Origin of the sequence: Nocardioides sp. zg-1228 (genome assembly GCF_017086465.1) — a bacterium.
Lineage (GTDB): Bacteria > Actinomycetota > Actinomycetes > Propionibacteriales > Nocardioidaceae > Nocardioides.
Map to the genome: position 1 here is coordinate 278144 of NZ_CP070961.1, position 21164 is coordinate 299307.

Genomic DNA, 21164 nt, shown 5'->3' on the forward strand with positions numbered 1-21164 from the left:
TAGCCGTCAGAATGCGCCGACTCGACCCTCCAGCGCCGTCAGGACGCGCCGACTCGGCGCGTCAGCGCCGTCAGGACGCGCCGACTCGGCGCTCCAATGCCGTCAGGACGCGCCGACTCGGCGCTCCAATGCCGTCAGGACGCGCCGACTCGGCGCTCCAATGCCGTCAGAACGCGCCGACTCGGCGTTGAGTAGGCGTCAGAACGCGCCGACTCGGCTCAGCCGTTGCCGCGACCGCCGCCGCGGCCGCCGCGACCCTTCCCGCCGCCGTTGCCCTTGGGCGGGGGCGGGACGTAGCCGGTCGAGGTGTAGAGCGTGACCGGGTCGCCGCTGCTCAGCCGGGTGCCGGGGTCGGGGGAGGTGGAGGCCACCAGGCCCTCCTCCATCTCGGAGTTGACCTGGCCGCCGTCGGCGACGGTGAAGCCGGCGCCCTGGAGCGTGGCCGTGGCGGCCTCGACGCTCTGGCCGGTCACGTCGGGCACGGCGGCGAGCACGCCGGCGATCTCGTCGCCGGGCGGGGCCTGGAAGTCCTCGTAGTCGAGCTTGGGCGACACCGCCGCCATCGCGTCGCCCCAGATCGGGCCGGCGACGGTGGAGCCGAACGCGCTGCTGATGTAGCTGCCGCCGACCACCTGGCCGTTGAGGGTGAGCCACTCGCCGAACTCGTTGGCGCCGGCGACCATCGCCGCGGTGGCGAGCTTCGGCGTGTAGCCGACGAACCACACGGCCATGTTGCTGTTGTTGGTGCCGGTCTTGCCCGCCGACGGCTTGTCGATCGCGATGTTCTGGCCGAAGCCGCCGGGCTCCATGACGCCGCGCAGGATGTCGTTGACGGCGTCGGCCGTGGCGCTGGGCATGACCTGCTCGCACTCGCTGGGGAACTCCTTGAGCATCTCCCCGGAGGAGTCGAGCACCGCGGTGACCGGGCGCGGGTCGCAGTGCAGCCCGCGGGCCGCGAACGTCGCGTAGGCCTGCGCCATGGTGAGCGGGTCGGTGTCGGAGACGCCCAGGATCCACGACGGCACCTGCTGCTCCGGGGGCACCGTGACGCCCATCTGCTTGGCGAGCTCCAGCGGCTCGCACATGCCCGTGCGCATCTCGAGCTGGGCGAAGAAGGTGTTCACCGACACCTGCGTGCCCGTGTAGAGGTTGAACGTGCCCGCGCCCGTCGAGTTGGCCACCGGCCAGCTGCCCTCGCCGGCGTACGGGCCGTCGCAGGTCTCGAACTCGTAGTCGGGGATGTCCATCTGCTGCGGGGAGCTGATGCCCGTGCTCAGCGGGATCCCCTGGTTGATGGCCGCGGCGAGGACGAAGAGCTTGAACGTCGACCCGGCCTGGAAGCCGTTGGCGTCTCCGTACTTCTTCGGGACCGTGTAGTTGAGGTAGGTCTCGCCGCCCAACTTGTCCTTGCCCATCGGGCGCGACTGGGCGAGCGCGCGGACGTCACCGGTGCCCGGCTCGATCATCGCCAGGCCGCCGATGGCCTGGTCGGTCTGGAAGACGTGGGAGGACACCGAGTCGTCGGCGGCCTTCTGCATGTCGAGGTCGATCGTGGTGTTGATCGTCAGGCCGCCGTTGTTGAGCGTGCGGCGGCGCTCCTTCGGCGTGTCGCCGAGGACGGGGTCCTTGAGCAGCCAGTTGACGACGTAGTCGCAGAAGAACGGCGCCCGCGACTGCTGGCAGCCGTTGGGGGAGGTCTCGATGTCGAGCGTCTTCTCCAGCGGCCTGTTCTTGAGGCGCTCGGCCTTCTTCTCGGTCAGGATGCCGAGCTGGGCCATCCGGTCGAGGACGACGTTGCGCCGGCTCTCGGCACGCTCGGGGTTGTCGACGGGGTCGTAGCCGACCGGGTTCTTCACCAGGCCCGCCAGCGTCGCCGCCTCGAGCATGTTGAGGTCCTTGGCGTTCTTGGAGAAGAAGTGGCGCGCGGCCGACTGGACGCCGAAGGCGCCGTCGCCGAAGTAGGCGATGTTGAGGTAGCGCTCGAGGATCCAGTCCTTGCTGTGGTTCTGCTCGAACGCGATCGCGTAGCGCAGCTCGCGGACCTTGCGCGCGTAGGTCTCCTCGGTCGCGGCCTTGCGCTCCTCGTCGGTCTCGGCCTGGTAGAGCAGCGTCTGCTTGACCATCTGCTGGGTGATCGAGGAGCCACCCTGCACGGAGCCGCCGTTGGCCTGGTTGGTGATGAACGCGCGGAGCGTGCCCTTGAGGTCGAGCGCGCCGTGGTCGTAGAAGCGGTAGTCCTCAATCGCCACGATGGCCTTCACCATCGGCCGCGAGATCGAGCCGAGCGACACGTTGATGCGGTTCTGGTCGTAGAGCGAGGCGATCAGGTTGCCGTTGACGTCGTAGATGCGCGTCTTCTGCGACAGGTCCTTGGCCTCGAGCGACTCGGGGAGGTTGACCATGCCCTTGCTGACGTCCTTGGCCGCGACCCCCACGATGCCCGCGAACGGGATGGCGAGGCAGGCGACGAGGACGCCCATCACGACGGCGACGGCCGCCATCACCGCGAGGTGGGACGCGACGCGTCCGGCGTCGGGGCCCTGGCGGCGCCCGGAGGGCGAGGACGAGCGTGAGGACATGGCAACCAGACTACGCGGCGCGCCCCTACCATCCGGAATCCAAGCGGCGCAGCGGAGTAGTCAGATCGGACTATACGAATTGGGCCACTCGGCCCCTGCCTCTACCCGTGTCGTTCGTTTACTTTTCATTCTGAGTCGAGGATGGCCGCTATGGGGGCGGCCGACCGGCTCGACAATCACCGTGGGGTTTGACTTATGTGGGTCGAGGACTGGGCAGCACGCGCCGCATGCAAGGGCGACACGCCGGACGCACTCTTCGTGCGGGGCGCCGAGCAGAACAAGGCGAAGCAGGTCTGCGCGGGATGCCCCGTGCGCACCGAGTGCCTGGCCGAGGCGCTGGACAACCAGATCGAGTGGGGCGTCTGGGGCGGCATGACCGAGCGTGAGCGCCGTGCGCTGCTCCGCCGCAAGCCCGGCTCGTCGTGGCGCACGATCCTCGAGACCGCCCGCACCAAGGTCGAGGCCCCGGCCGTCAACGTCTGAGCCGACGTCTGACCACGGGTCAGGCGCCCCGCGCCAGGCTCTCGCCGATCTCGCGCAGGCCGTCGAGGTCGTGGACGTCGCCGGCCATCGCCGGCACGACCGCCGTCGGCACCTGCGGGTGGGCGGCGGCGAAGCGCTCGCGCAGGTGGCGCTCGCGCTCGATCAGGCGCACCCGGTCGGCGTGCAGCCGCAGCAGTCCCGCGGTGAGCGACGCCGAGTCGGTCTCCTGGAGCCGGTCCGCGGCGGCGACCGCCTCCGCAGCCGACAGCTCGGTGCGCGCCGACGGGCTGGCGCGGTTGACGACCAGGCCGGCGAGCGGCATGTCGTCGTCGGTGAGCCGGTCGACGAAGTAGGCGGCCTCGCGCAGGGCGTCGGGCTCCGGCGCGGCGACCACGACGAACGCCGTGCCGTCGGCCTGCAGCAGCGCGAAGGTCTGCTCGGCCCGCTGGCGGAACCCGCCGAAGAGGGTGTCGAAGGCCGCGACGAACGTCTGCATGTCGCGCAGCACCTGCGCGCCGAGCACCTTGGTCAGCGCGTTGGTCACCACCGACAAGCCGGCCGTCATCAGCCTGGCCGGGCCGCGCGCCGGGGCGAGCAGCAGCCGGATGAAGCGACCGTCGAGGAAGCTCGACAGGCGCTCAGGCGCGTCGAGGAAGTCGAGCGCCGAGCGCGACGGGGGCGTGTCGACGACGATCAGGTCGTGGCTGCCGTCGGCCAGCGCCTGTCGGTGCAGCTGGCCGAGCTTCTCCATCGCCATGTACTCCTGGGTGCCGGCGAACGAGCTGGAGAGCGCGACGTAGAACGGGTTCTCCAGGATCTGCCTGGCCTTCTCCGGGCTGGCCTGCGACTCGACCACCTCGTCGAAGGTGCGCTTCATGTCGAGCATCATCGCGTCGAGCGAGCCGCCGGCGGTCGCGTCGACGGCGGCGACCGGGCGCGGGGTGTTGTCGAGCTGCTCGATGCCCATCGACTGCGCGAGGCGGCGGGCCGGGTCGATGGTCAGCACGACGACCTTGCGACCGCGCTCGGCTGCCCGCAGCGCGAGCGCCGCGGACGTGGTCGTCTTGCCGACGCCGCCGGCGCCGCAGCACACGATGATCTCGGTCGTCGGGTCGTCGAGCAGCGCGTCGACGTCGAGCGCCGGCGCCGGCGGGACCCCGTCGCCCGCGGGCCTCATGCCATCCCCTGGCGTCGCAGGAGCTGGGCCAGCTCGACGAGGGCACCCTGGTCGATGCCGCCGGCGAGGCGCGGCAGCTCGTAGGTCGGCACGCCCTCGGCCGCGACCAGCGCGCGCTGCTCGTCCTCTAGGCGCCGGCGTACGGCGTGGTCGCGCGCCTCGGCGACCAGCGACTCCACCAGCCCGGTGTCGACGTCGACGCGGGCGCGGGCCAGGTCGGAGGCGACCTCGGTCGGGTCGACCGCGCCCGCACGGACCTGGGCGAGCGCGCTCGCGCCCAGCTCCTGCGGGCGCACGAGGTTGACCACGACCCCGCCCACCGGCAGCCCCGCCTCACGCAGCTGGGCGATGCCGTCCGCGGTCTCCTGCACGGGCATCTCCTCGAGGATCGTGACGAGGTGCACGGCCGTGCGCGGGGAGCGGAGCAGCTCCATCACCTTGTCGGCCTGCGACTTGATCGGCCCCACCTTGGCAAGTCCGGCCAGCTCGGAGTTGACCCCGAGGAACTGGCAGATGCGCCCCGTGGGAGGCGCGTCGAGCACCACGGCGTCGTAGGCGATCTGCTCCTTGTTGCGCGCGCCGCGCGGACGCTGCACCGCCTCGTAGACCTTGCCGGTGAGGAGCACGTCGCGCACGCCGGGGGCGATGGTGGTGGCGAAGTCGATGACGCCGAAGCGGTCGAGCGCCTTCCCGGCGCGGCCGAGCTTGTAGTACATCGAGAGGTACTCCAGCAGCGCCGACTCCGGGTCGATGTGCAGGGCGTGGACCTGGCCGGCGCGACCCCCGTCGCCGGGGGCGCCCTTGGCGATGCGGCGCTCCTGGTAGGGCAGCGGGTCGACGTCGAACATCCGGGCGATGCCCTGCCGGCCCTCGACCTCGCAGAGCAGGACGGTGCGTCCCTCCCCGGCCAGCGCGAGCGCCAGCGCCGCGGCGACCGTGGACTTGCCGGTGCCGCCCTTGCCCGTCACGACGTGCAGGCGCACCTTCGGCCAGTCGGAGGGGTGGTCGGCACGGGGGCACACGCTGCCGAGGATAGCCAGCCCGCCCGTGCCGCGCGCCGGGTGCTTCTACCTCTGCCCGCGCGTCTTTCCCATGACTGGCACCGTCTTTTGGTTGACCATCAGACAAAAGTCTGGGAGCGTCTGGCTTGGACCACCAGTGACCCACATCACAGGCCTGTCCGGCACTGCCACCACGCCCGCCCGCACGCCGCACTCTCGGAGGCCCTGGGATGTCCACCACCACCTCGCGACGGATCGCACGCCGGTCCACCGTCGCCACCGCGCTGACCGCCGTGCTCGCCCTCGTCGGCGGCGTCCTGCTCGGCGTCGTCGCGGCGCTGCCCGCCCAGGCCCACGACGGCCACGGCCACGTGCTGATCTTCACCGAGGACCAGGCGGGTGACTGGCACGACGCCGCCATCGCCCAGGCGACGCCGAAGGTGAAGGCGGCGCTCGAGGCCGAGGGCATGACGGTCACGGTGGTGCACAAGGAGACCGCCGGCGGGTCGGAGGCCGTCTTCACCGACGAGGGCCTCGCGCCCTACGACGCGATCCTCGTCTTCCAGGCCAACGGCGACCCCTGGAACGCCTCGGAGAAGGCGGCCATGGAGCGCTGGATGGCGCAGGGCAACGGCATCGCGGCGGTGCACAACGCGCTGGACATGCGCGGCAACTACCCCTGGTGGGACGAGATGGTCGGCTCGATGATGCCCGGCCACGCCCCCACCGGCACCGACCCGGGCCCGTCGGGCGTGGTGCGCAACGAGGACACCACCCACCCCTCGACCCGGCACTTCACGGGCACCGACGACGTGACCCGCTGGACCCGCAACGACGAGTGGTACAACTTCAGCAACAACGTGCGCGGCTCCGCCCACGTGCTGCAGTCGATGGACGAGTCGACCTACTCCGGCGGCACCATGGGCTACGACCACCCGATCACCTGGTGCAAGCCCTACGAGGGCGGCCGCTTCTGGGGCACCGCCCTGGGCCACTTCCCGTCCCACTACGACGAGCCGGAGTTCATGGCCGAGCTCGTCGGCGGCGTGAAGTACGTCGCCGGCCTCGAGGAGGGCGACTGCGGCGGCACCGTGTGGAGCAACTTCGAGCGTATCCCGCTCGACCAGAACACCTCCGCGCCCTACGCCATCGACGTCGCCGACAACGGCTTGGTCTTCTACACCGAGCTCGTCCGCGGCCAGCTGCGCATGTACGACCCGGAGACCCAGGCGGTGACCACCGTGCTGTCGCTCCCGGTCTACTCCGGCGGCGAGGACGGCCTGCTCGGCGTCGCGCTCGACCCCGACTTCACGACCAACGGCCACGTCTTCCTCTACCGCTCCGCCGAGTCGCCCGACAACGCCGACCCCGACAACTTCGTCTCCACCGTCTCCCGCTTCACCTTCGAGGGCGGCTCGGTCGACCCCGCCTCGGAGAAGGTGATCATCGAGATCCCTGCCCGCCGCCTGCCCGACGAGCCCGGCCACACCGGCGGCGGCCTCGACATCGACGACGGCGGCAACCTCTTCATCGGCGTGGGTGACGACGTCAACCCGCACTCCGAGCCCTCCGGCGGCTACGCCCCGCTCTCCGAGCGCGCCGGCACCTTCCACGACGCCCGCGAGACCTCGGCCAACACCAACGACCTGCGCGGCAAGATCCTGCGCATCACCCCGGTCGACGACCCGGGCCAGCCCGGTGCCGGCTCCAGCTACACCATCCCCGACGGCAATCTGTTCCCCGAGGCCGAGGACGCCGGTCGCGACAAGACGCTGCCCGAGATCTACGCGATGGGCTTCCGCAACCCGTTCCGGTTCTCCGTCGACAGCGAGACCGGCTGGCTGAGCATGGCCGACTACTCGCCCGACAACGGCACCGACGCACCCGCGACGCGCGGTCCGGCGGGCATCGCGGAGTGGAACCTCATCAAGAGCCCCGGCAACTACGGCTGGCCGCTGTGCATGGGCGGCAACCACCAGGGCCAGAACCCCCACGGCGAGCCCTTCCGCGACGTCGACTACGGGAGCACCACCCCGCTCAACCCGCCGGTCGTCGGCGACTACTTCGACTGCGCCAACCCGGTCAACGACTCGGTGCGCAACACCGGCCTGACCAACCTGCCGCCGGCTCGTGCCGCGGACATGTACTACGGCTACCGCCGCTCGTCGGTCGGCGCCATCCCGCAGGGCGGCGGCCTCGCGCCCATGGGTGGCCCGGTCTACCGCTTCGACGAGGAGCTCGAGTCCGACACCAAGTTCCCGGAGTACTACGACGGCAAGCCCTTCTTCTACGACTGGGCGCGCAACAAGATGTTCTCGATCCAGCTCAAGGACCCCGCGTCCGGCACCCCCGGCACGGAGGTCGAGAAGGTCAACCCGTTCCTGCCCGACGTGCCGTTCCTCGCGCCGATCGACTCCAAGTTCGGCCCCGACGGCTCGATGTACGTCCTGGACTGGGGCGGCGGCTACGGCCGCGACAACCCCACGTCCGGGCTCTACCGCATCGACTACATCAGCGGCTCGCGCTCGCCGGTCGCCCGCATCGACGCCGAGCCCGACTCGGGTCCCGCGCCGCTCGAGGTGAGCTTCGACGGCGGCGACTCCACCGACCCCGAGGGCGAGGAGCTCACCTACGAGTGGGACTTCGACGGCGACGGCACCACCGACGCCACCGGCGTCACCGCCACCCACACCTACACCGAGGAGGGTGTCTTCGACGCCCGCCTGACGGTCACCGACCCGGCCGGCAAGATCGGCACGACGACCTCCCCGATCACGGTCGGCAACACCCGGCCGGTCGTGGAGCTCGAGTCCCCGCCGGATGGCTCGTTCTTCGACTTCGGCGACGAGATCAGCTGGAACGTCGAGGTGACCGACCCCGAGGAGGAGTCGGTCGACCCGCAGGCCGTCGAGGTGCAGCCCGCGCTGGGCCACGACGACCACGCCCACCCGCTGGTCGCCTCACGCGGCCTCACCGGCAGCACCGTGACGAGCATCGGCGGCCACGCCGCCGACGAGAACATCTTCTACGCCATCGACGCGCGCTACACCGACACCGGTGGCGCCGACGGCGACAACCCGCTCCTGGGCTCGGACACCTCGGTGATCTTCCCCAAGCTGCGCCAGGCCGAGTGGTTCGACGCCAAGTCGGACACGGCCACCCTGGCACCGGGCCGTGACGCGGCCGGCGGCGGCCAGGTCGTGGTCGGCAGGGACGGCGCCTGGCTGGAGTTCGAGCCGGTCAGCTTCCACCGCATCGACACCTTCAACCTGCGGGTCCAGGCCAACGCCGCCGGCGGCACCATCGAGCTGCGCAAGGACGGCCCGACCGGTGAGGTGGTCGGCACCGCCGAGGTCCCGGCCACCGGACTGCAGTACCGCGACGTCGCGGTCGACGTGAGCGAGCTCGGCAACGAGACGATGGACCTGTTCCTGGTCTTCACCGGCCCCCACGACATCAAGCTCAACTTCTTCGAGGCCATCGGCCAGGGCAGCTCGCCGACCGCCAAGCCGGTCGTGTCGATCACCGAGCCGGTCGACGGCGACCAGCTCGACCCCGGCACCGAGGTCACCGTGGCCGCCGAGGCGGCCGACGCCGACGGCTCGATCGAGAAGGTGGAGTTCTTCGCGGGGGAGACCAAGATCGGCGAGGACGCCACCGCGCCCTACACCGCCGCGTGGACGACCCCGGCCGAGGAAGACCTCCACGAGCTCACCGCGCGAGCGACCGACGACGACGGCAACACCACGACCTCGCGCCTGGTGCAGGTGCAGGTGGGTGAGCTCTTCGGCGACCTGGTGCCGTTCAGCAACGTCGACGGCGAGGTCGAGCGGCTCGGCGCCGGTGCGTTCCGCATCTCCGGTGCGGGCGCCAACGCCTGGCAGGGCACCGACCAGTACACGACGCTCTACCAGCCGGCCGGCGGCGACGAGGACTACGACGCCGTCGTGCGCGTCGACGCGAGCACGCTCGTCAACAACTCCGGCAAGGCCGGGCTCATCATCCGCAACGACATGACGCAGCCCGGCACCTCGCCCGGCTACGCCATGCTGGCGTGGCGCCGCGCCAACGGCGTGGAGTTCCTCACCGACCCCGACGGCAACGGCCAGCTCGACGCGTCCGTCGCCGGCGGCACCAGCACGGTCCCGAAGTGGCTCAAGCTGAGCCGCCGCGGCGACCAGGTGTCGGCGTACTGGTCCATCAACGGCACCGCCTGGACGCAGGTCGGCACCGCCGCGACGCTGGCCGGCATCGGGTCCACCCAGGACGTCGGCATGTTCGTCATGGCCCACGAGTCCGCGGTGCGCACGGCCGACTTCTCGCAGTTCGCGATCGACAGCGACCCGCAGGAGCCGGAGCCGGAGCCCGAGACCCCCGGCGACCCGCTGACCTGCGCCACCGGCCCGGTGAGCGACGAGTTCGACTCGCCGGCACTGCTGCCCAAGTGGGCGATGCGACACGCGCCCGGCGCGTCGATCACCCAGGCCGGCGGCTCGCTGCGCCTGCCGGTGACCACCGGCGACATCAACGAGGACAGTGCCGGACCGGTGAGCTTCGCCGGCCAGCCCGTGCCCGCCGGTGACTGGACCGCGACCACCAGGCTCACGCTGGAGCACAGCTCGCACTGGCAGTGGGCCGGCCTGGTCGTGCACCAGTCCGACGACGAGTACAACAAGCTCGGCTTCGTGCGGCACCAGAACGGCTCGCGGCTGGTGGAGTTCCAGTCCGAGACGGGCGGGACCCGCGCGACGCCCGCCGCGCCGGTGGTGGCGGCCGACTTCCCGAGCACCATCCACCTGCGCCTGACCAACTCGGGCGGCACGCTGCGCGGGGCGTACTCCGCGGACGGCTCGACGTGGACCGACCTCGCCGGCACGCTCGCCCTCAAGACCGGGTCGGGCGCGCGGATCGGGCTGATGGCCGCGGGCGACCTCGGCGGCACCCCGCGTGTCGCACAGGTGGACTGGTTCCGGGTGACCCCGGACCGGGAGGCGGCGAGCGTCGAGGCCGACGACGAGTTCGACGGCACCGCGCTCGACGGCTGCCGCTGGGCGGAGTCGGTGCGCTACAGCTCGGGCACGGCGTCGGTGACCGGCGGCCACCTGGAGATCGAGACGGAGCCGGGCGACATCAACGCCGCCAACCCGGTCTCGCCGCGCAACTTCATCCTGCAGGACGCGCCGGAGGGTGACTGGGTGGCCGAGACCAAGGTCAAGGCCCCGCTCGAGCAGCGCTGGCAGCTCGCCGGACTGCTGATGTACGGCGACGACGACAACTACGCCAAGGCCGACATCGTGGCCTACAACGCGCCCGGCAGCGTGCTCGACCTGCGAGCCGAGCTCGCGGCGGAGAAGGGCGGCAACGGAGTCGGCGGCGGCGACCAGGTCGACCTCCCTGACACCACGGAGAGCGGCTACTGGTGGGTGCAGGTGACCAAGGTCGGCACCCGCTACGCCGCGGCGGTGAAGTCGACCGCGGGTGCGTCGTGGACGCCCATCGGCGACGGCATCACCTACGACGGGCCGCTCAACTCGCTCGGCCTGATGGCGATCGGCCCCGAGCAGGAGGAGCCGGTCACGGTCGGCTTCGACTACTTCCACCTCGCCGCCGGGGAGGACGAGGAGCCGCCCACGGAGGAGCCGACCGACGACAAGGCCCCGGCCACCACCCTCACCTGGCAGCCCGGGAGGGCCGACGGCGAGGCGGGTTGGTTCGTCACCGGGCCGAGCTTCACCCTCGCCGCGACGGACGACGGCTCGGGTGTGGCGTCCACCGAGCACCGCATCGATGGTGGCCCCTGGACGGCGTACGTCGGACCGGTCAAGGTCGCCGACGGCGAGCACACGGTCGGCTACCGCTCGACCGACAAGGCGGGCAACGTCGAGACGGCGCAGTCCACCGCGGTCGCCGTCGACACCGGCGGCCCGCAGGTGACGGTCTCCGGGATCCGGGCACGCACCTACCCGAGCCACAAGACGGCCGACGCGGCGTGGACGGCCACGGACGCGGTGTCGGGCGTACGCAGCGTGCGCGCCACGCTGGACGGCGCGCCCGTCGAGGCCGGTGAGTGGCGGATGTGGACGCTGCCCACGGGCCGCCACACCCTCGTGGTCACGGCAACGGACCGCGCCGGCAACACAGGCTCGCGCACGGTGGTCTTCGTCGTCCGGGCCACCGGCGCGTCGTCGTTGAAGAAGGTCGTCAAGGCCGCGGCCGCCGACGGCGACCTCGGCCCCAGGCTCGCCGCCAGGCTGCTCGAGGCCGACAAGGACGCCCGCCGAGCCGAACGGTCGGGCGACCGACGGGCGGCGAGGAAGCAGCTCAAGGCGCTGCGGAAGCTGGTCCGCACCAAGGTGGACGGCGACCTTCGTGCCGCCCTGCTCGCCCAGGTCAAGGAGCGCCTGGCCAAGCGGTGAGGTCGCGCGACCAGCGGTGAGACGGCCGGGTCCGGGAAGGGTGCCTCCTTCCCGGACCCGGCCCGTCGTCGGCCGCTAGGGTCTGCGCCATGGACAAAGTGGTCTCTTCCGCGGCCGAGGCGGTCGCTGACATCCCCGACGGGGCGCGGCTGGCGGTGGGCGGGTTCGGTCTCTCGGGCATCCCGTCGGTGCTGATCGACGCGATCCTCGAGGCGGGCACGAGCGACCTCGAGGCGGTGTCCAACAACTGCGGCGTCGACGAGTGGGGGCTGGGCCGGCTGCTGTTCGCGAAGCGGATCCGGCGGATGATCTCGTCCTACGTGGGGGAGAACAAGGAGTTCGCGCGGCAGTACCTCTCCGGTGAGCTCGAGGTCGAGCTGACCCCGCAGGGCACGCTCGCGGAGCGGATGCGCGCGGGCGGCTCGGGGATCCCGGCGTTCTACACCGCGACCGGTGTCGGCACCCAGGTCGCCGAGGGCGGGCTGCCGTGGAGGTACGACGACTCCGGCAACGTCATCGTGGCCTCGCCGCCGAAGGAGACGAAGGTCTTCGCGACGCCCGAGGGCGACAAGGAGTACGTGCTGGAGGAGGCGATCGTGGCCGACTTCGGGCTGGTGCGGGCCTGGAAGGGCGACCGCCACGGCAACCTGATCTACCGGCAGTCCGCGCGCAACTTCAACCCGCTCGCCGCGATGTGCGGGCGGATCACGATCGCGGAGGTCGAGGAGCTCGTCGAGCCCGGCGAGCTCGACCCCAACGACATCCACACCCCGGGCGTCTACGTGCAGCGGGTGGTCGCACTGACGCCCGAGCAGTCGGCGGACAAGAAGATCGAGAAGGTCACCACGCGCCCGCGGCCCGAGCCGGATCCCGTGCCGGGCTCGGACGACGCGGCGAGCTTCGGACTGGGAGGCTGATCGGCGATGGCAGAGCGCAAGGGCTGGACCCGTGAGCAGATGGCCGCGCGGGCGGCCTCGGAGCTGCAGGACGGCTCGTACGTCAACCTGGGGATCGGGCTGCCGACGCTGGTGCCCAACTACGTCGGCGACGACGTGGAGCTGGTGCTGCAGTCGGAGAACGGCATCCTCGGCGTGGGGGCCTACCCGTTCGAGGGCGAGGAGGACCCCGACCTGATCAACGCGGGCAAGGAGACGGTGACGCTGCGCAAGGGCGCGTCGTTCTTCGACTCCGCGCAGTCGTTCGGGATGATCCGCGGCGGCAAGATCGACGCCGCGATCCTCGGCGCGATGCAGGTCTCCGCCAACGGCGACATCGCCAACTGGATGATCCCCGGCAAGATGGTCAAGGGCATGGGCGGCGCGATGGACCTGGTCCACGGCGCGAAGCGGGTGATCGTGCTGATGGAGCACACCGCCAAGGACGGCTCGCTGAAGATCCTCGACGAGTGCGACCTGCCCTACACCGGCAAGCGGGTCGTGCAGCGGATCATCACCGACCTCGCCGTCATCGACGTGATCGACCCCGCCACCGGTGAGGTCGCCCCCTCCGGCACCCTCGGTGACCGCGCGCTCAGGCTCGTCGAGCTCGCCCCCGGGGTCACCGAGGACGAGGTGCGGGAGAAGACGCAGCCGCCGCTGGTCTGAGGACCGGGTCGACGTCGCTCACTGGCCGGCGCGGTCGGGGCGGTCGCTCGCGAAGTACGTCTCGAGCTCCCGCAGGGTGGCCGGGTCGAGGGCGCGCTCCGGGTCCGCCGCGATCTCGCGCTCGAGGTGCTCGCGCGCGGCATCGTAGAGCGGCGGGCCGAGGACGTGCGGCAGGTTGTCGACGTACCAGCGCCGGAAGACCCGCGCCCCGACCTGCTGGACGACGTGCGCGACGAGCCCCGGTCTGCCGCGCCGGACCCAGAAGCCGACCGCCCGGCCGAGGACGACGGAGATCCCGAGGGCCGCGCCCATCACGACCAGGGTGCCCACGATCTCGTCGCGAGCGAAGTTGTCCATCAGGGCCAGCAGCCCGCCGTAGTACACGGGGATGAGCACGTCCACCTCTCCCACCAGCGGACGGACCTGCTCGGCGACCTCGCTGAGCTGCCTCACCGCCTCGAGGTCGGGCTTGGCGTCCCAGGCGTTGTCGACGTGCTCCACGGCCGAGCGGACGTTGTCGTAGGTGCCCCGGATGCCGTCGATCTCGAGGACCGATCGAGCCTCGCCCAGCTGCTCATAGGTCGACTCGATCGCGCCCAACGTCTCCACGCTGTCGTCCGCCGTCCGCTCGAGCTCGTCCTGCGAGACGGTGTGGTCGTTGAGGTAGGCGATCGCTGACTGGATCTCCTCGCGGTGGTCGACGGCGTAGCTCGCCTGTTCGTACCGCTCCGCCAGGTTGGGCACCGCCCGCACGGCGTCGCCGGCCTTGCCCGCCACCGTCTCCGCGTCGCTCAGCGCGACGCTGAGGGCGGCTCCCGCGCCGTAGGCCTTGATGAACATCTCCACGAGCGAGCCGCGCAGCAGCCGCCCGATCTCCAGCCCGCGCCACAGGGGCGGTCGTTCGTCAGGCATGGCGGGATCCTTCGCGTCGTCCTGCGGGGCGCTGATGCCGGCGGAGCGGTCCTCCGCCAGGGGATCGTCTCAAACGTCCTGGCTGGATCCGGCAGAAAGACGCGTGGTGTCGGGCAGGCCGGTCCGAAGAACACCCCCAAGGGGGGTCGTGCCGTGCCTGGCCCCGAGCCGGGAGGCTCAGCCCGGCCGGTGCTGGACCCGCGTCAGGCCTCGCCGCCGGCTCCGGCCGACCAGTCGGGCAGCTGCTGGAGGGCCCAGCCGTTGCCGTCGGGGTCGGTGAAGTGGACGAAGCGCCCCCACGCCAGCTCGTCCACCTCGCTGACCTCGACGCCGCGCTCGAGCAGCTCCGCGCGGGTGGCGTCGGCGTCCGCGACCACCATCTGCAGGTTGTCGAGCGAGCCGGGCTCGAGCCGGGTCAGCCCCTTGCCGACGGCGATCGAGCAGGCCGACCCCGGCGGCGTCAGCTGCACGAAGCGCACCTCGTCGCTGACCGTCTGGTCGTGATCGGCGACGAAGCCGACCTTCACGTAGAACTCCTTGGCCCGGTCGACGTCCGTCACGGGCACCATCACCAGCTCCAGCTTCATGTCCATCGACCGAGGCTAGGACCGCATCAGGTCACCGGCTGACCTCAAGGCCGTCCGATCGCGCCGCCGACACCAGGTGGGCGATCGCCCCCCATGACGGCCCGCGTGATATCTCTAGTAACTCACTACAGATAATCATGAAAGGTCGTGCGTGATGGAGTTCCTCTGGTACATCCCCAACCAGGCATCGCCCGGGCACCGGCTCGACGACACGGTCGAGGGCCACAACAGCCTGCAGCGGCTCGCCCACCTCGCCCGGCTCACCGAGGACCACGGGTGGGGCGGCGCCCTGATCGGCACCGGGTGGAGGCGACCCGACACCTTCACCGTCGCCACCGCCCTGGCTGCGGCGACCACGACCTTCAACCCGCTCATCGCGATCCGGCCGGGCTACTGGACGCCGGCCCACTTCGCCTCGTCCGCCGCCACGCTCGACCGGCTCTCCGGCGGCCGGGTGAAGGTCAACATCGTGAGCGGGCCCGACCACCAGCCGCAGTACGGCGACGACGAGGGCGACCAGGCGCAGCGCTACGCCCGCACGCGCGAGTTCATGCGCCTGGTGCGCCGCTACTGGACCGAGGACGACATCGCCTTCGACGGCGCCCACTATCGCGCCTCGGGCGCCACGCTCGAGCACAAGCCGGTGGCGCGCGAGGGCCGTCCGCACCCCCAGCTCTACTTCGGCGGCGCGTCCGAGGCCGCCCAGCGCACGGCCGCCGCGGAGGCCGACGTGCAGCTCTTCTGGGGCGAGCCCCTCGACGGTGTCGCCGCACGGATCGAGCACCTCCGCGCGCTGAGCGCCGAGCTCGATCGCGACCTGCCCCCGTTGGAGTACGGCCTGCGCATCACCACCCTGGTGCGCGACACCACCGACCAGGCGTGGGCCGACGCGGAGGCCAAGGTCGCCGCCATGGCGCAGGGCCAGCACGAGTGGGCCGCCGACCCGGGCCGCCGGGTCGCCGTCGGCCAGCAGCGCCTCCTCGACCTCGCGGAGCGGGGCGACGTGCTCGACGACTGCCTCTACACCGCTCCCGGTCGCGTGGGCGGTGGCGGCGCGGGCACCACCTGGCTGGTCGGCTCGCCCGACGACGTGGCCAAGGCGCTGCGGCGCTACGCCGACCTCGGCGTCACCCACTTCGTGCTGAGCGACACGCCGTACGAGCAGGAGATCGCGCGCGTCGGCGACGCGCTGCTGCCGCTCCTGCGCTGATCTCCACCCGCGAGCCGGGTCCGCCGAGCGCGGGTGCACGGGAACTCCTGTCACTCCAAAAACAATAAAGTCGAGTTGTTTACAGTACTTTGAAGGTCCGTAGTCCCGAGAAGGAGAATCCCTGATGCCACGACGAGGGCTCACCCGCCCCCTGATCCGAGCGGCCGCGCTGGCCAGCGCCGGCCTCCTGGCCCTCTCCGCCTGCGGAGGCGACCAGGCGGGACCGCGGCTCGAGCTGACCGCCGCCCTCCCCGACGCCCCTGCCGACGACACCGTGCTGCGCGTCGGCGACCCCGCCACGCAGGTCGCCCTCGAGACGTCCGGCCTGATCGACGAGCTCGACGTCGAGGTCGAGTGGGCGAACATCACCGGCGGCCCCAAGACCCTGGAGGCGTTCCGCGCCGACGCCATCGACATCGGCTCGGTGGCCGACATCCCGCCGCTCTTCGCCCACTGGACCGGCACCGACGTCCGGATCGTCGCCGCGCGGGAGACCGTCGACCCGATGGAGCACCCGACGTACGAGCTCGGCGTGGCCCCCGGCGTCGACGTGGAGTCGATCGAGGACCTCAAGGGCAAGAAGATCGCCTACAGCCCTGGCCAGGCGCAGGGGGCGCTGGTGCTCAACGTGCTCCGCGCGGCCGGCCTGAGCCAGGACGACGTGGAGTTCGTCGAGATGCAGAGCGTCGACGACGCGTTCTCCGTCGCGCTCGCCGGCAAGCAGGTCGACGTCGCGCCCCTCGGCCAGACCCTGGTCAAGACCTACCTCGCCAAGTACGAGCGCGACGGCGCCACGACGATCCTCCCGGGCGTGCGGGACGACGCGTGGACGCTCTACGCGCCGACCGCCGTGCTCGAGGACGCCGACAAGGCCGCCGCGATCAAGGAGTTCGTCGTCGCCTGGGCGAAGGCGCAGCAGTGGATCTCCGAGCACCCCGACGAGTTCGCCCAGGCCTACTACGTCGACCACGAGGGCCTCGCGCCCGAGGACGCCACGCACGTCGTCGAGGCGCTCGGCGAGTACACGGTGCCCACCGACTGGGACGAGTTCATCGCGCGCCACCAGGAGACCGTCGACACGCTGGTCGAGGCCCAGGGCCAGGAGCCGCTGAAGGTCGAGACCCTCTACGACCGCCGCTACGAGAAGGCCATCGCGGCCGCGCTGGAGGGCTCATGACGACCCTCGCCGCACCCGCCCGCGCACTCGCCGAGGCGGAGGACGTACGCCCGGCCCGGCGGCGGCTCGGCCCGGGCAGGCCGATCCGCTTCGGTGGCCTCATCGGCATCGCCGCGCTCCTGGCGGCCTGGGTGGTGGGGTCCGCGACCGGACTCCTCGACCCGCGCACGCTCACCGAGCCATGGACGGTGCTGGAGACGGCCGGGACGCTCATCGAGAACGGCCGCCTCCAGGAGGGGCTGCTCACCTCGGGCCTCAGGGCGGCCCTGGGCCTGGGCCTCGGCGTCGTCGTCGGCACCGTTCTCGCACTGCTGTCGGGCCTGTCCCGGATCGGGGAGTCCCTCATCGACGGGCCGATCCAGGTCAAGCGCTCCATCCCGACGCTCGCCCTCATCCCGCTGCTGATCCTGTGGCTCGGGATCGGCGAGCCGATGAAGGTCATCACGATCGCCCTCGCGGTGTTCGTGCCCATCTACATCCACACCCACAACGGCCTGCGCACCATCGAGGGCAGGTATGCCGAGCTCGCCGAGACGCTCGGTGCCACGCGCGGTGAGTTCATCCGCCACGTGGTGCTCCCCGGCGCGATGCCCGGCTTCCTGCTCGGCCTGCGCTTCGCGGTGACCTCCTCGCTGCTCGCGCTGGTCGTCGTCGAGGTCATCAACGCCACGAGCGGCATCGGCCACATGATCACGCTCGCGTCCAACTACGGACAGACCGACGTCATCGTCGTCGGCCTGGTCGTCTACGCGATGCTCGGCGTCACCGCCGACGCGATCGTCCGACTGATCGAGAGGAAGGCACTGTCATGGCGTCGCACACTGGCGAGCTGAGCACCCAGCACGAGCAGGCGGTGCGGGTCACGTCCCTGCACCGCAGCTTCAACGAGGCGGGAGGCGTGCTCAACGGCCTCGACCTCGACATCGCCCCGGGCGAGTTCGTGGCGCTGCTGGGTCGCAGCGGGTCGGGCAAGAGCACCCTGCTGCGCGCCCTGGCCGGCCTCGACCGCGACGTCGCCGGCACCGGAGTCATCGAGGTGCCGGAGAAGGTCTCGGTGGTGTTCCAGGACTCCCGACTGCTGCCGTGGAAGCGCGTGCTCGACAACGTCACCCTGGGCCTGCGCGACCGAGACGCCGCCGAGCGCGGCGTCCGGGCGCTCGACGAGGTCGGTCTCGCCGGGCGGGAGAGGGCATGGCCGCACGAGCTCTCCGGCGGCGAGCAGCAGCGCGCCTCCCTGGCCCGCTCGCTGGTCCGCGACCCGCAGCTGCTGCTGGCCGACGAGCCCTTCGGCGCGCTCGACGCGCTGACCCGGATCCGGATGCACACGCTGCTGCGCAAGCTGTGCGAGGTGCACCGCCCGGCCGTCCTGCTGGTGACCCACGACGTCGAGGAGGCGATCGTGCTGGCCGACCGCGTCATCGTGCTGGACGGCGGCGTCGTACGCCACGACGCGCGCGTCGAGCTCGAGGGCCGGCGCTCGCAGGCCGACCCGGCCTTCGCCCGCCTCCGGGCCCGGCTGCTGGCCGAGCTCGGTGTCGAGGACGACCACGACGCCGCACCGGCGCGCCTCGACCGTGCCGTGGACCGGGCGGCGTCATGACCGGCCGGCAGCTCCACCTCAACCTCTTCATCTACCCCGACGGCCACCACGAGGCGGCCTGGCGGCACCCGGACAGCCAGACCGACCGGATCCTCGACATCACCTACTACCAGGAGCTCGCCCAGCGCGCGGAGGCGGCGAAGTTCGACGCCGTCTTCTTCGCCGACGGCCCCTCCCTGGCCGAGAACATCCAGTACGCCGCCCGCTTCCGCCTCGAGCCGATCACCGTGATGACGGCGATCGTGGCCGCGACCGAGCGGATCGGCGTGATCGGCACCGCGTCGACCACCTACACCGAGCCCTACAACCTCGCCCGGCAGTTCTGCGGGCTCGACCACCTCAGCGGTGGCCGCGCCGGCTGGAACATCGTCACGACGGGCGCGGCCGACGCGGCGCTCAACTTCGGCCTCGACGCCCACCCGCTGCACCGCGACCGCTACGAGCGGGCCGAGGAGTACCTCGAGGTCGTGACCAAGCTCTGGGACAGCTGGGAGGACGACGCGGTCGTCGCCGACCGGGAGAGCGGGATCTTCGCCGACCCCGACAAGATCCACCGCGTCGACCACGTCGGCAAGCACTTCCGGGTGGCGGGCCCGCTCAACGCGCCCCGCTCGCCGCAGGGCCGGCCGGTCTACGTGCAGGCCGGCTCGTCGGAGGACGGGCGCGCCTTCGCGGCCCGCTGGGCCGAGGCGATCTTCACCGCCCACCAGACGATCGGGTCGGCCCAGGAGTTCTACGCCGACATCAAGCGGCGGGCGCAGGCGCAGGGTCGCGACCCACGGGGGCTCAAGGTGCTGCCGGGCATCAGCCCGTTCATCGGGTCCACGGCGCGGGAGGCCGAGGACCTGCACCAGCAGCTCAACGACCTCACCCAGCCGGAGTACTCGCTCGCGCAGCTCAACCGGCTGACCGGCGTCGACCTCTCGGCGTACGACCTCGACGGTCCCTTCCCGCGCGAGGTGATCGACGCGAGCGAGGAGCGCAGCGAGGGCAGCAGGTTCCAGCTGGTGCTCGACATCGTCGAGCGCGAGCAGCCGACGCTGCGCCAGCTCTGCCACCGCCTCGCCGGTGCCCGCGGCCACCGGGTCGTCACCGGCACCCCCGACCAGGTCGCCGACACCATCCAGGAGTGGGCGGAGTCGGGAGCCGCCGACGGCTTCAACGTGATGCCGCCGTGGCTGCCGGGAGGCATCGAGGTCTTCATCGACGAGGTCGTGCCGATCCTGCGTGCACGCGGGCTGTTCCGCGAGGAGTACACAGGAAGCACCCTCCGCGAGCACCTCGGCCTCGAACGACCCGCCAGCCAGTACGCACCCACCTTCAACGAGAGGACCGCATGAGCTTCGACCACTACCGCCCCCTGGGGCGGACCGGCGTCCAGGTCAGTCCACTGACCCTCGGCGCGATGATGTTCGGCGCGTGGGGCAACCCCGACCACGACGAGTCGATCGCGATCATCCACCGTGCGCTCGACGCCGGCATCAACGTCATCGACACCGCCGACGTCTATGCCCGCGGTGAGTCGGAGGAGATCGTCGGCAAGGCGCTGAAGGCCCGCACGGGCAGCCGCGACGACGTCTTCCTCGCCACCAAGTTCCACGGCACCATGCACGACGAGGACCCCAACCAGGCCGGCAACTCGCGCCGCTGGATCATCCGCGAGGTCGAGCACTCGCTGCGACGCCTGCAGGTCGACCACATCGACCTCTACCAGGTGCACCGGCCGCGGCCCGAGGTCGACATCGACGAGACCCTCGGTGCCCTGACCGACCTCGTCCGCCAGGGCAAGGTGCGCTACATCGGCACCTCGACGTTCCTGCCCTCCCAGGTCGTGGAGGCGCAGTGGGTGGCGGAGAGGCGCAACCGGGAGCGCCCTGTCACCGAGCAGCCGCCGTACTCGATCCTCGCCCGCGAGGTCGAGCGCGACATCCTGCCGACCGCACAGAAGTACGGCCTCGGCGTGCTCCCCTGGAGCCCGCTCGCGGGCGGCTGGCTCTCGGGTCGCTACCGCCGCGGCGAGGACCCGGCGGTGACGTCGAGCCGGCTGCGCCGCCAGCCCGCGCGCCACGACCCGTCCTCGCCGGAGAACAAGGTCAAGCTCGAGGCGGTCTTCGCGCTGCAGGAGCTGGCCGACGAGGCGGGGCTGTCGCTGATCCACCTCGCCCTCGGCTTCGTGCTCGCGCACCCGGGGGTGTCCTCGGCCATCATCGGCCCGCGGACCCTCGAGCAGCTCGAGTCGCAGCTCGGCGTGGAGAAGGTCGTGCTGCCGTCCGACGTGCTCGACCGGATCGACGAGATCGTCCCCCCCGGCACCACGCTCAACGAGGCAGACCGGGGTTACGCACCGCCGGCCCTCGTCGAGGCGGCGCTCCGGCGCCGCTGATCGCGCGCGCCGCCCGGCCCCGAGGGGAGGGCCGG

15 protein-coding genes are annotated in these 21164 nt (G+C 71.5%); 10 read left to right on the forward strand and 5 right to left on the reverse strand.

The window, feature by feature from the left end; all coding sequences use genetic code 11:
* Nucleotides 1–218 precede the first annotated feature (218 nt).
* Nucleotides 219–2579 carry a transglycosylase domain-containing protein gene (locus tag JX575_RS01380; RefSeq protein ID WP_186339919.1) on the reverse strand — a complete coding sequence of 787 codons (2361 nt, stop codon included), beginning with the start codon at nucleotides 2577–2579 and terminating at the stop codon, nucleotides 219–221.
* A gap of 195 nt (nucleotides 2580–2774) precedes the next feature.
* Here JX575_RS01380 and JX575_RS01385 point away from each other — a divergent pair, with 195 nt between their 5' ends.
* The gene (locus JX575_RS01385; RefSeq protein ID WP_186339920.1) at nucleotides 2775–3062 is read left to right on the forward strand and encodes a WhiB family transcriptional regulator; all 288 of its coding nucleotides are present in this window, start codon (nucleotides 2775–2777) and stop codon (nucleotides 3060–3062) included.
* A gap of 19 nt (nucleotides 3063–3081) precedes the next feature.
* On the opposite strand, the gene JX575_RS01390 is transcribed toward JX575_RS01385, so the two are convergent.
* Nucleotides 3082–4239 carry an ArsA family ATPase gene (locus JX575_RS01390; protein ID WP_186339921.1) on the reverse strand — a complete coding sequence of 386 codons (1158 nt, stop codon included), beginning with the start codon at nucleotides 4237–4239 and terminating at the stop codon, nucleotides 3082–3084.
* Nucleotides 4236–5261 carry an ArsA-related P-loop ATPase gene (locus JX575_RS01395; protein ID WP_186339922.1) on the reverse strand — a complete coding sequence of 342 codons (1026 nt, stop codon included), beginning with the start codon at nucleotides 5259–5261 and terminating at the stop codon, nucleotides 4236–4238. Before JX575_RS01395 ends, JX575_RS01390 begins: the two co-directional genes overlap by 4 nt.
* 209 nt (nucleotides 5262–5470) lie before the next feature.
* Between JX575_RS01395 and JX575_RS01400 the strand changes: the two genes are divergently transcribed.
* The 3 genes from JX575_RS01400 (at nucleotide 5471) to JX575_RS01410 (ending at nucleotide 13260) form a co-directional block, all read left to right on the forward strand.
* Nucleotides 5471–11656 (forward strand): ThuA domain-containing protein, encoded by a 6186-nt coding sequence (locus tag JX575_RS01400; protein WP_186339923.1) that lies wholly within the window; start codon nucleotides 5471–5473, stop codon nucleotides 11654–11656.
* An 89-nt stretch (nucleotides 11657–11745) separates the two neighbouring features.
* The gene (locus JX575_RS01405) at nucleotides 11746–12573 is read left to right on the forward strand and encodes a CoA transferase subunit A (RefSeq protein WP_186339924.1); all 828 of its coding nucleotides are present in this window, start codon (nucleotides 11746–11748) and stop codon (nucleotides 12571–12573) included.
* A gap of 6 nt (nucleotides 12574–12579) precedes the next feature.
* Nucleotides 12580–13260, forward strand: a complete 681-nt coding sequence (locus JX575_RS01410) for a 3-oxoacid CoA-transferase subunit B (RefSeq protein ID WP_186339925.1) — start codon at nucleotides 12580–12582, stop codon at nucleotides 13258–13260.
* An 18-nt stretch (nucleotides 13261–13278) separates the two neighbouring features.
* On the opposite strand, the gene JX575_RS01415 is transcribed toward JX575_RS01410, so the two are convergent.
* Nucleotides 13279–14172: a hypothetical protein gene (locus tag JX575_RS01415; protein ID WP_186339926.1), complete on the reverse strand. Its 894-nt coding sequence runs from the start codon at nucleotides 14170–14172 to the stop codon at nucleotides 13279–13281.
* 203 nt (nucleotides 14173–14375) lie between these two features.
* Entirely contained in the window at nucleotides 14376–14765 is a 390-nt protein-coding gene (locus JX575_RS01420; RefSeq protein ID WP_186339927.1) for a VOC family protein, read from the reverse strand.
* 148 nt (nucleotides 14766–14913) lie between these two features.
* Here JX575_RS01420 and JX575_RS01425 point away from each other — a divergent pair, with 148 nt between their 5' ends.
* The 6 genes from JX575_RS01425 (at nucleotide 14914) to JX575_RS01450 (ending at nucleotide 21129) form a co-directional block, all read left to right on the forward strand.
* Nucleotides 14914–15969 (forward strand): LLM class flavin-dependent oxidoreductase, encoded by a 1056-nt coding sequence (locus tag JX575_RS01425; protein WP_186339928.1) that lies wholly within the window; start codon nucleotides 14914–14916, stop codon nucleotides 15967–15969.
* A 124-nt stretch (nucleotides 15970–16093) separates the two neighbouring features.
* Nucleotides 16094–17146, forward strand: coding sequence for an ABC transporter substrate-binding protein (locus JX575_RS01430; protein ID WP_186339929.1), 1053 nt, complete (start codon nucleotides 16094–16096; stop codon nucleotides 17144–17146).
* Nucleotides 17143–17979, forward strand: a complete 837-nt coding sequence (locus JX575_RS01435; protein ID WP_186339930.1) for an ABC transporter permease — start codon at nucleotides 17143–17145, stop codon at nucleotides 17977–17979. The genes JX575_RS01430 and JX575_RS01435 overlap by 4 nt, the downstream gene beginning before the upstream one ends.
* Nucleotides 17955–18746 (forward strand): ABC transporter ATP-binding protein, encoded by a 792-nt coding sequence (locus JX575_RS01440; protein WP_186339931.1) that lies wholly within the window; start codon nucleotides 17955–17957, stop codon nucleotides 18744–18746. The genes JX575_RS01435 and JX575_RS01440 overlap by 25 nt, the downstream gene beginning before the upstream one ends.
* Entirely contained in the window at nucleotides 18743–20086 is a 1344-nt protein-coding gene (locus JX575_RS01445; protein ID WP_186339932.1) for an LLM class flavin-dependent oxidoreductase, read from the forward strand. Before JX575_RS01440 ends, JX575_RS01445 begins: the two co-directional genes overlap by 4 nt.
* Nucleotides 20083–21129 carry an aldo/keto reductase gene (locus JX575_RS01450; RefSeq protein WP_186339933.1) on the forward strand — a complete coding sequence of 349 codons (1047 nt, stop codon included), beginning with the start codon at nucleotides 20083–20085 and terminating at the stop codon, nucleotides 21127–21129. The genes JX575_RS01445 and JX575_RS01450 overlap by 4 nt, the downstream gene beginning before the upstream one ends.
* The last annotated feature ends 35 nt before the right edge of the window (nucleotides 21130–21164 follow it).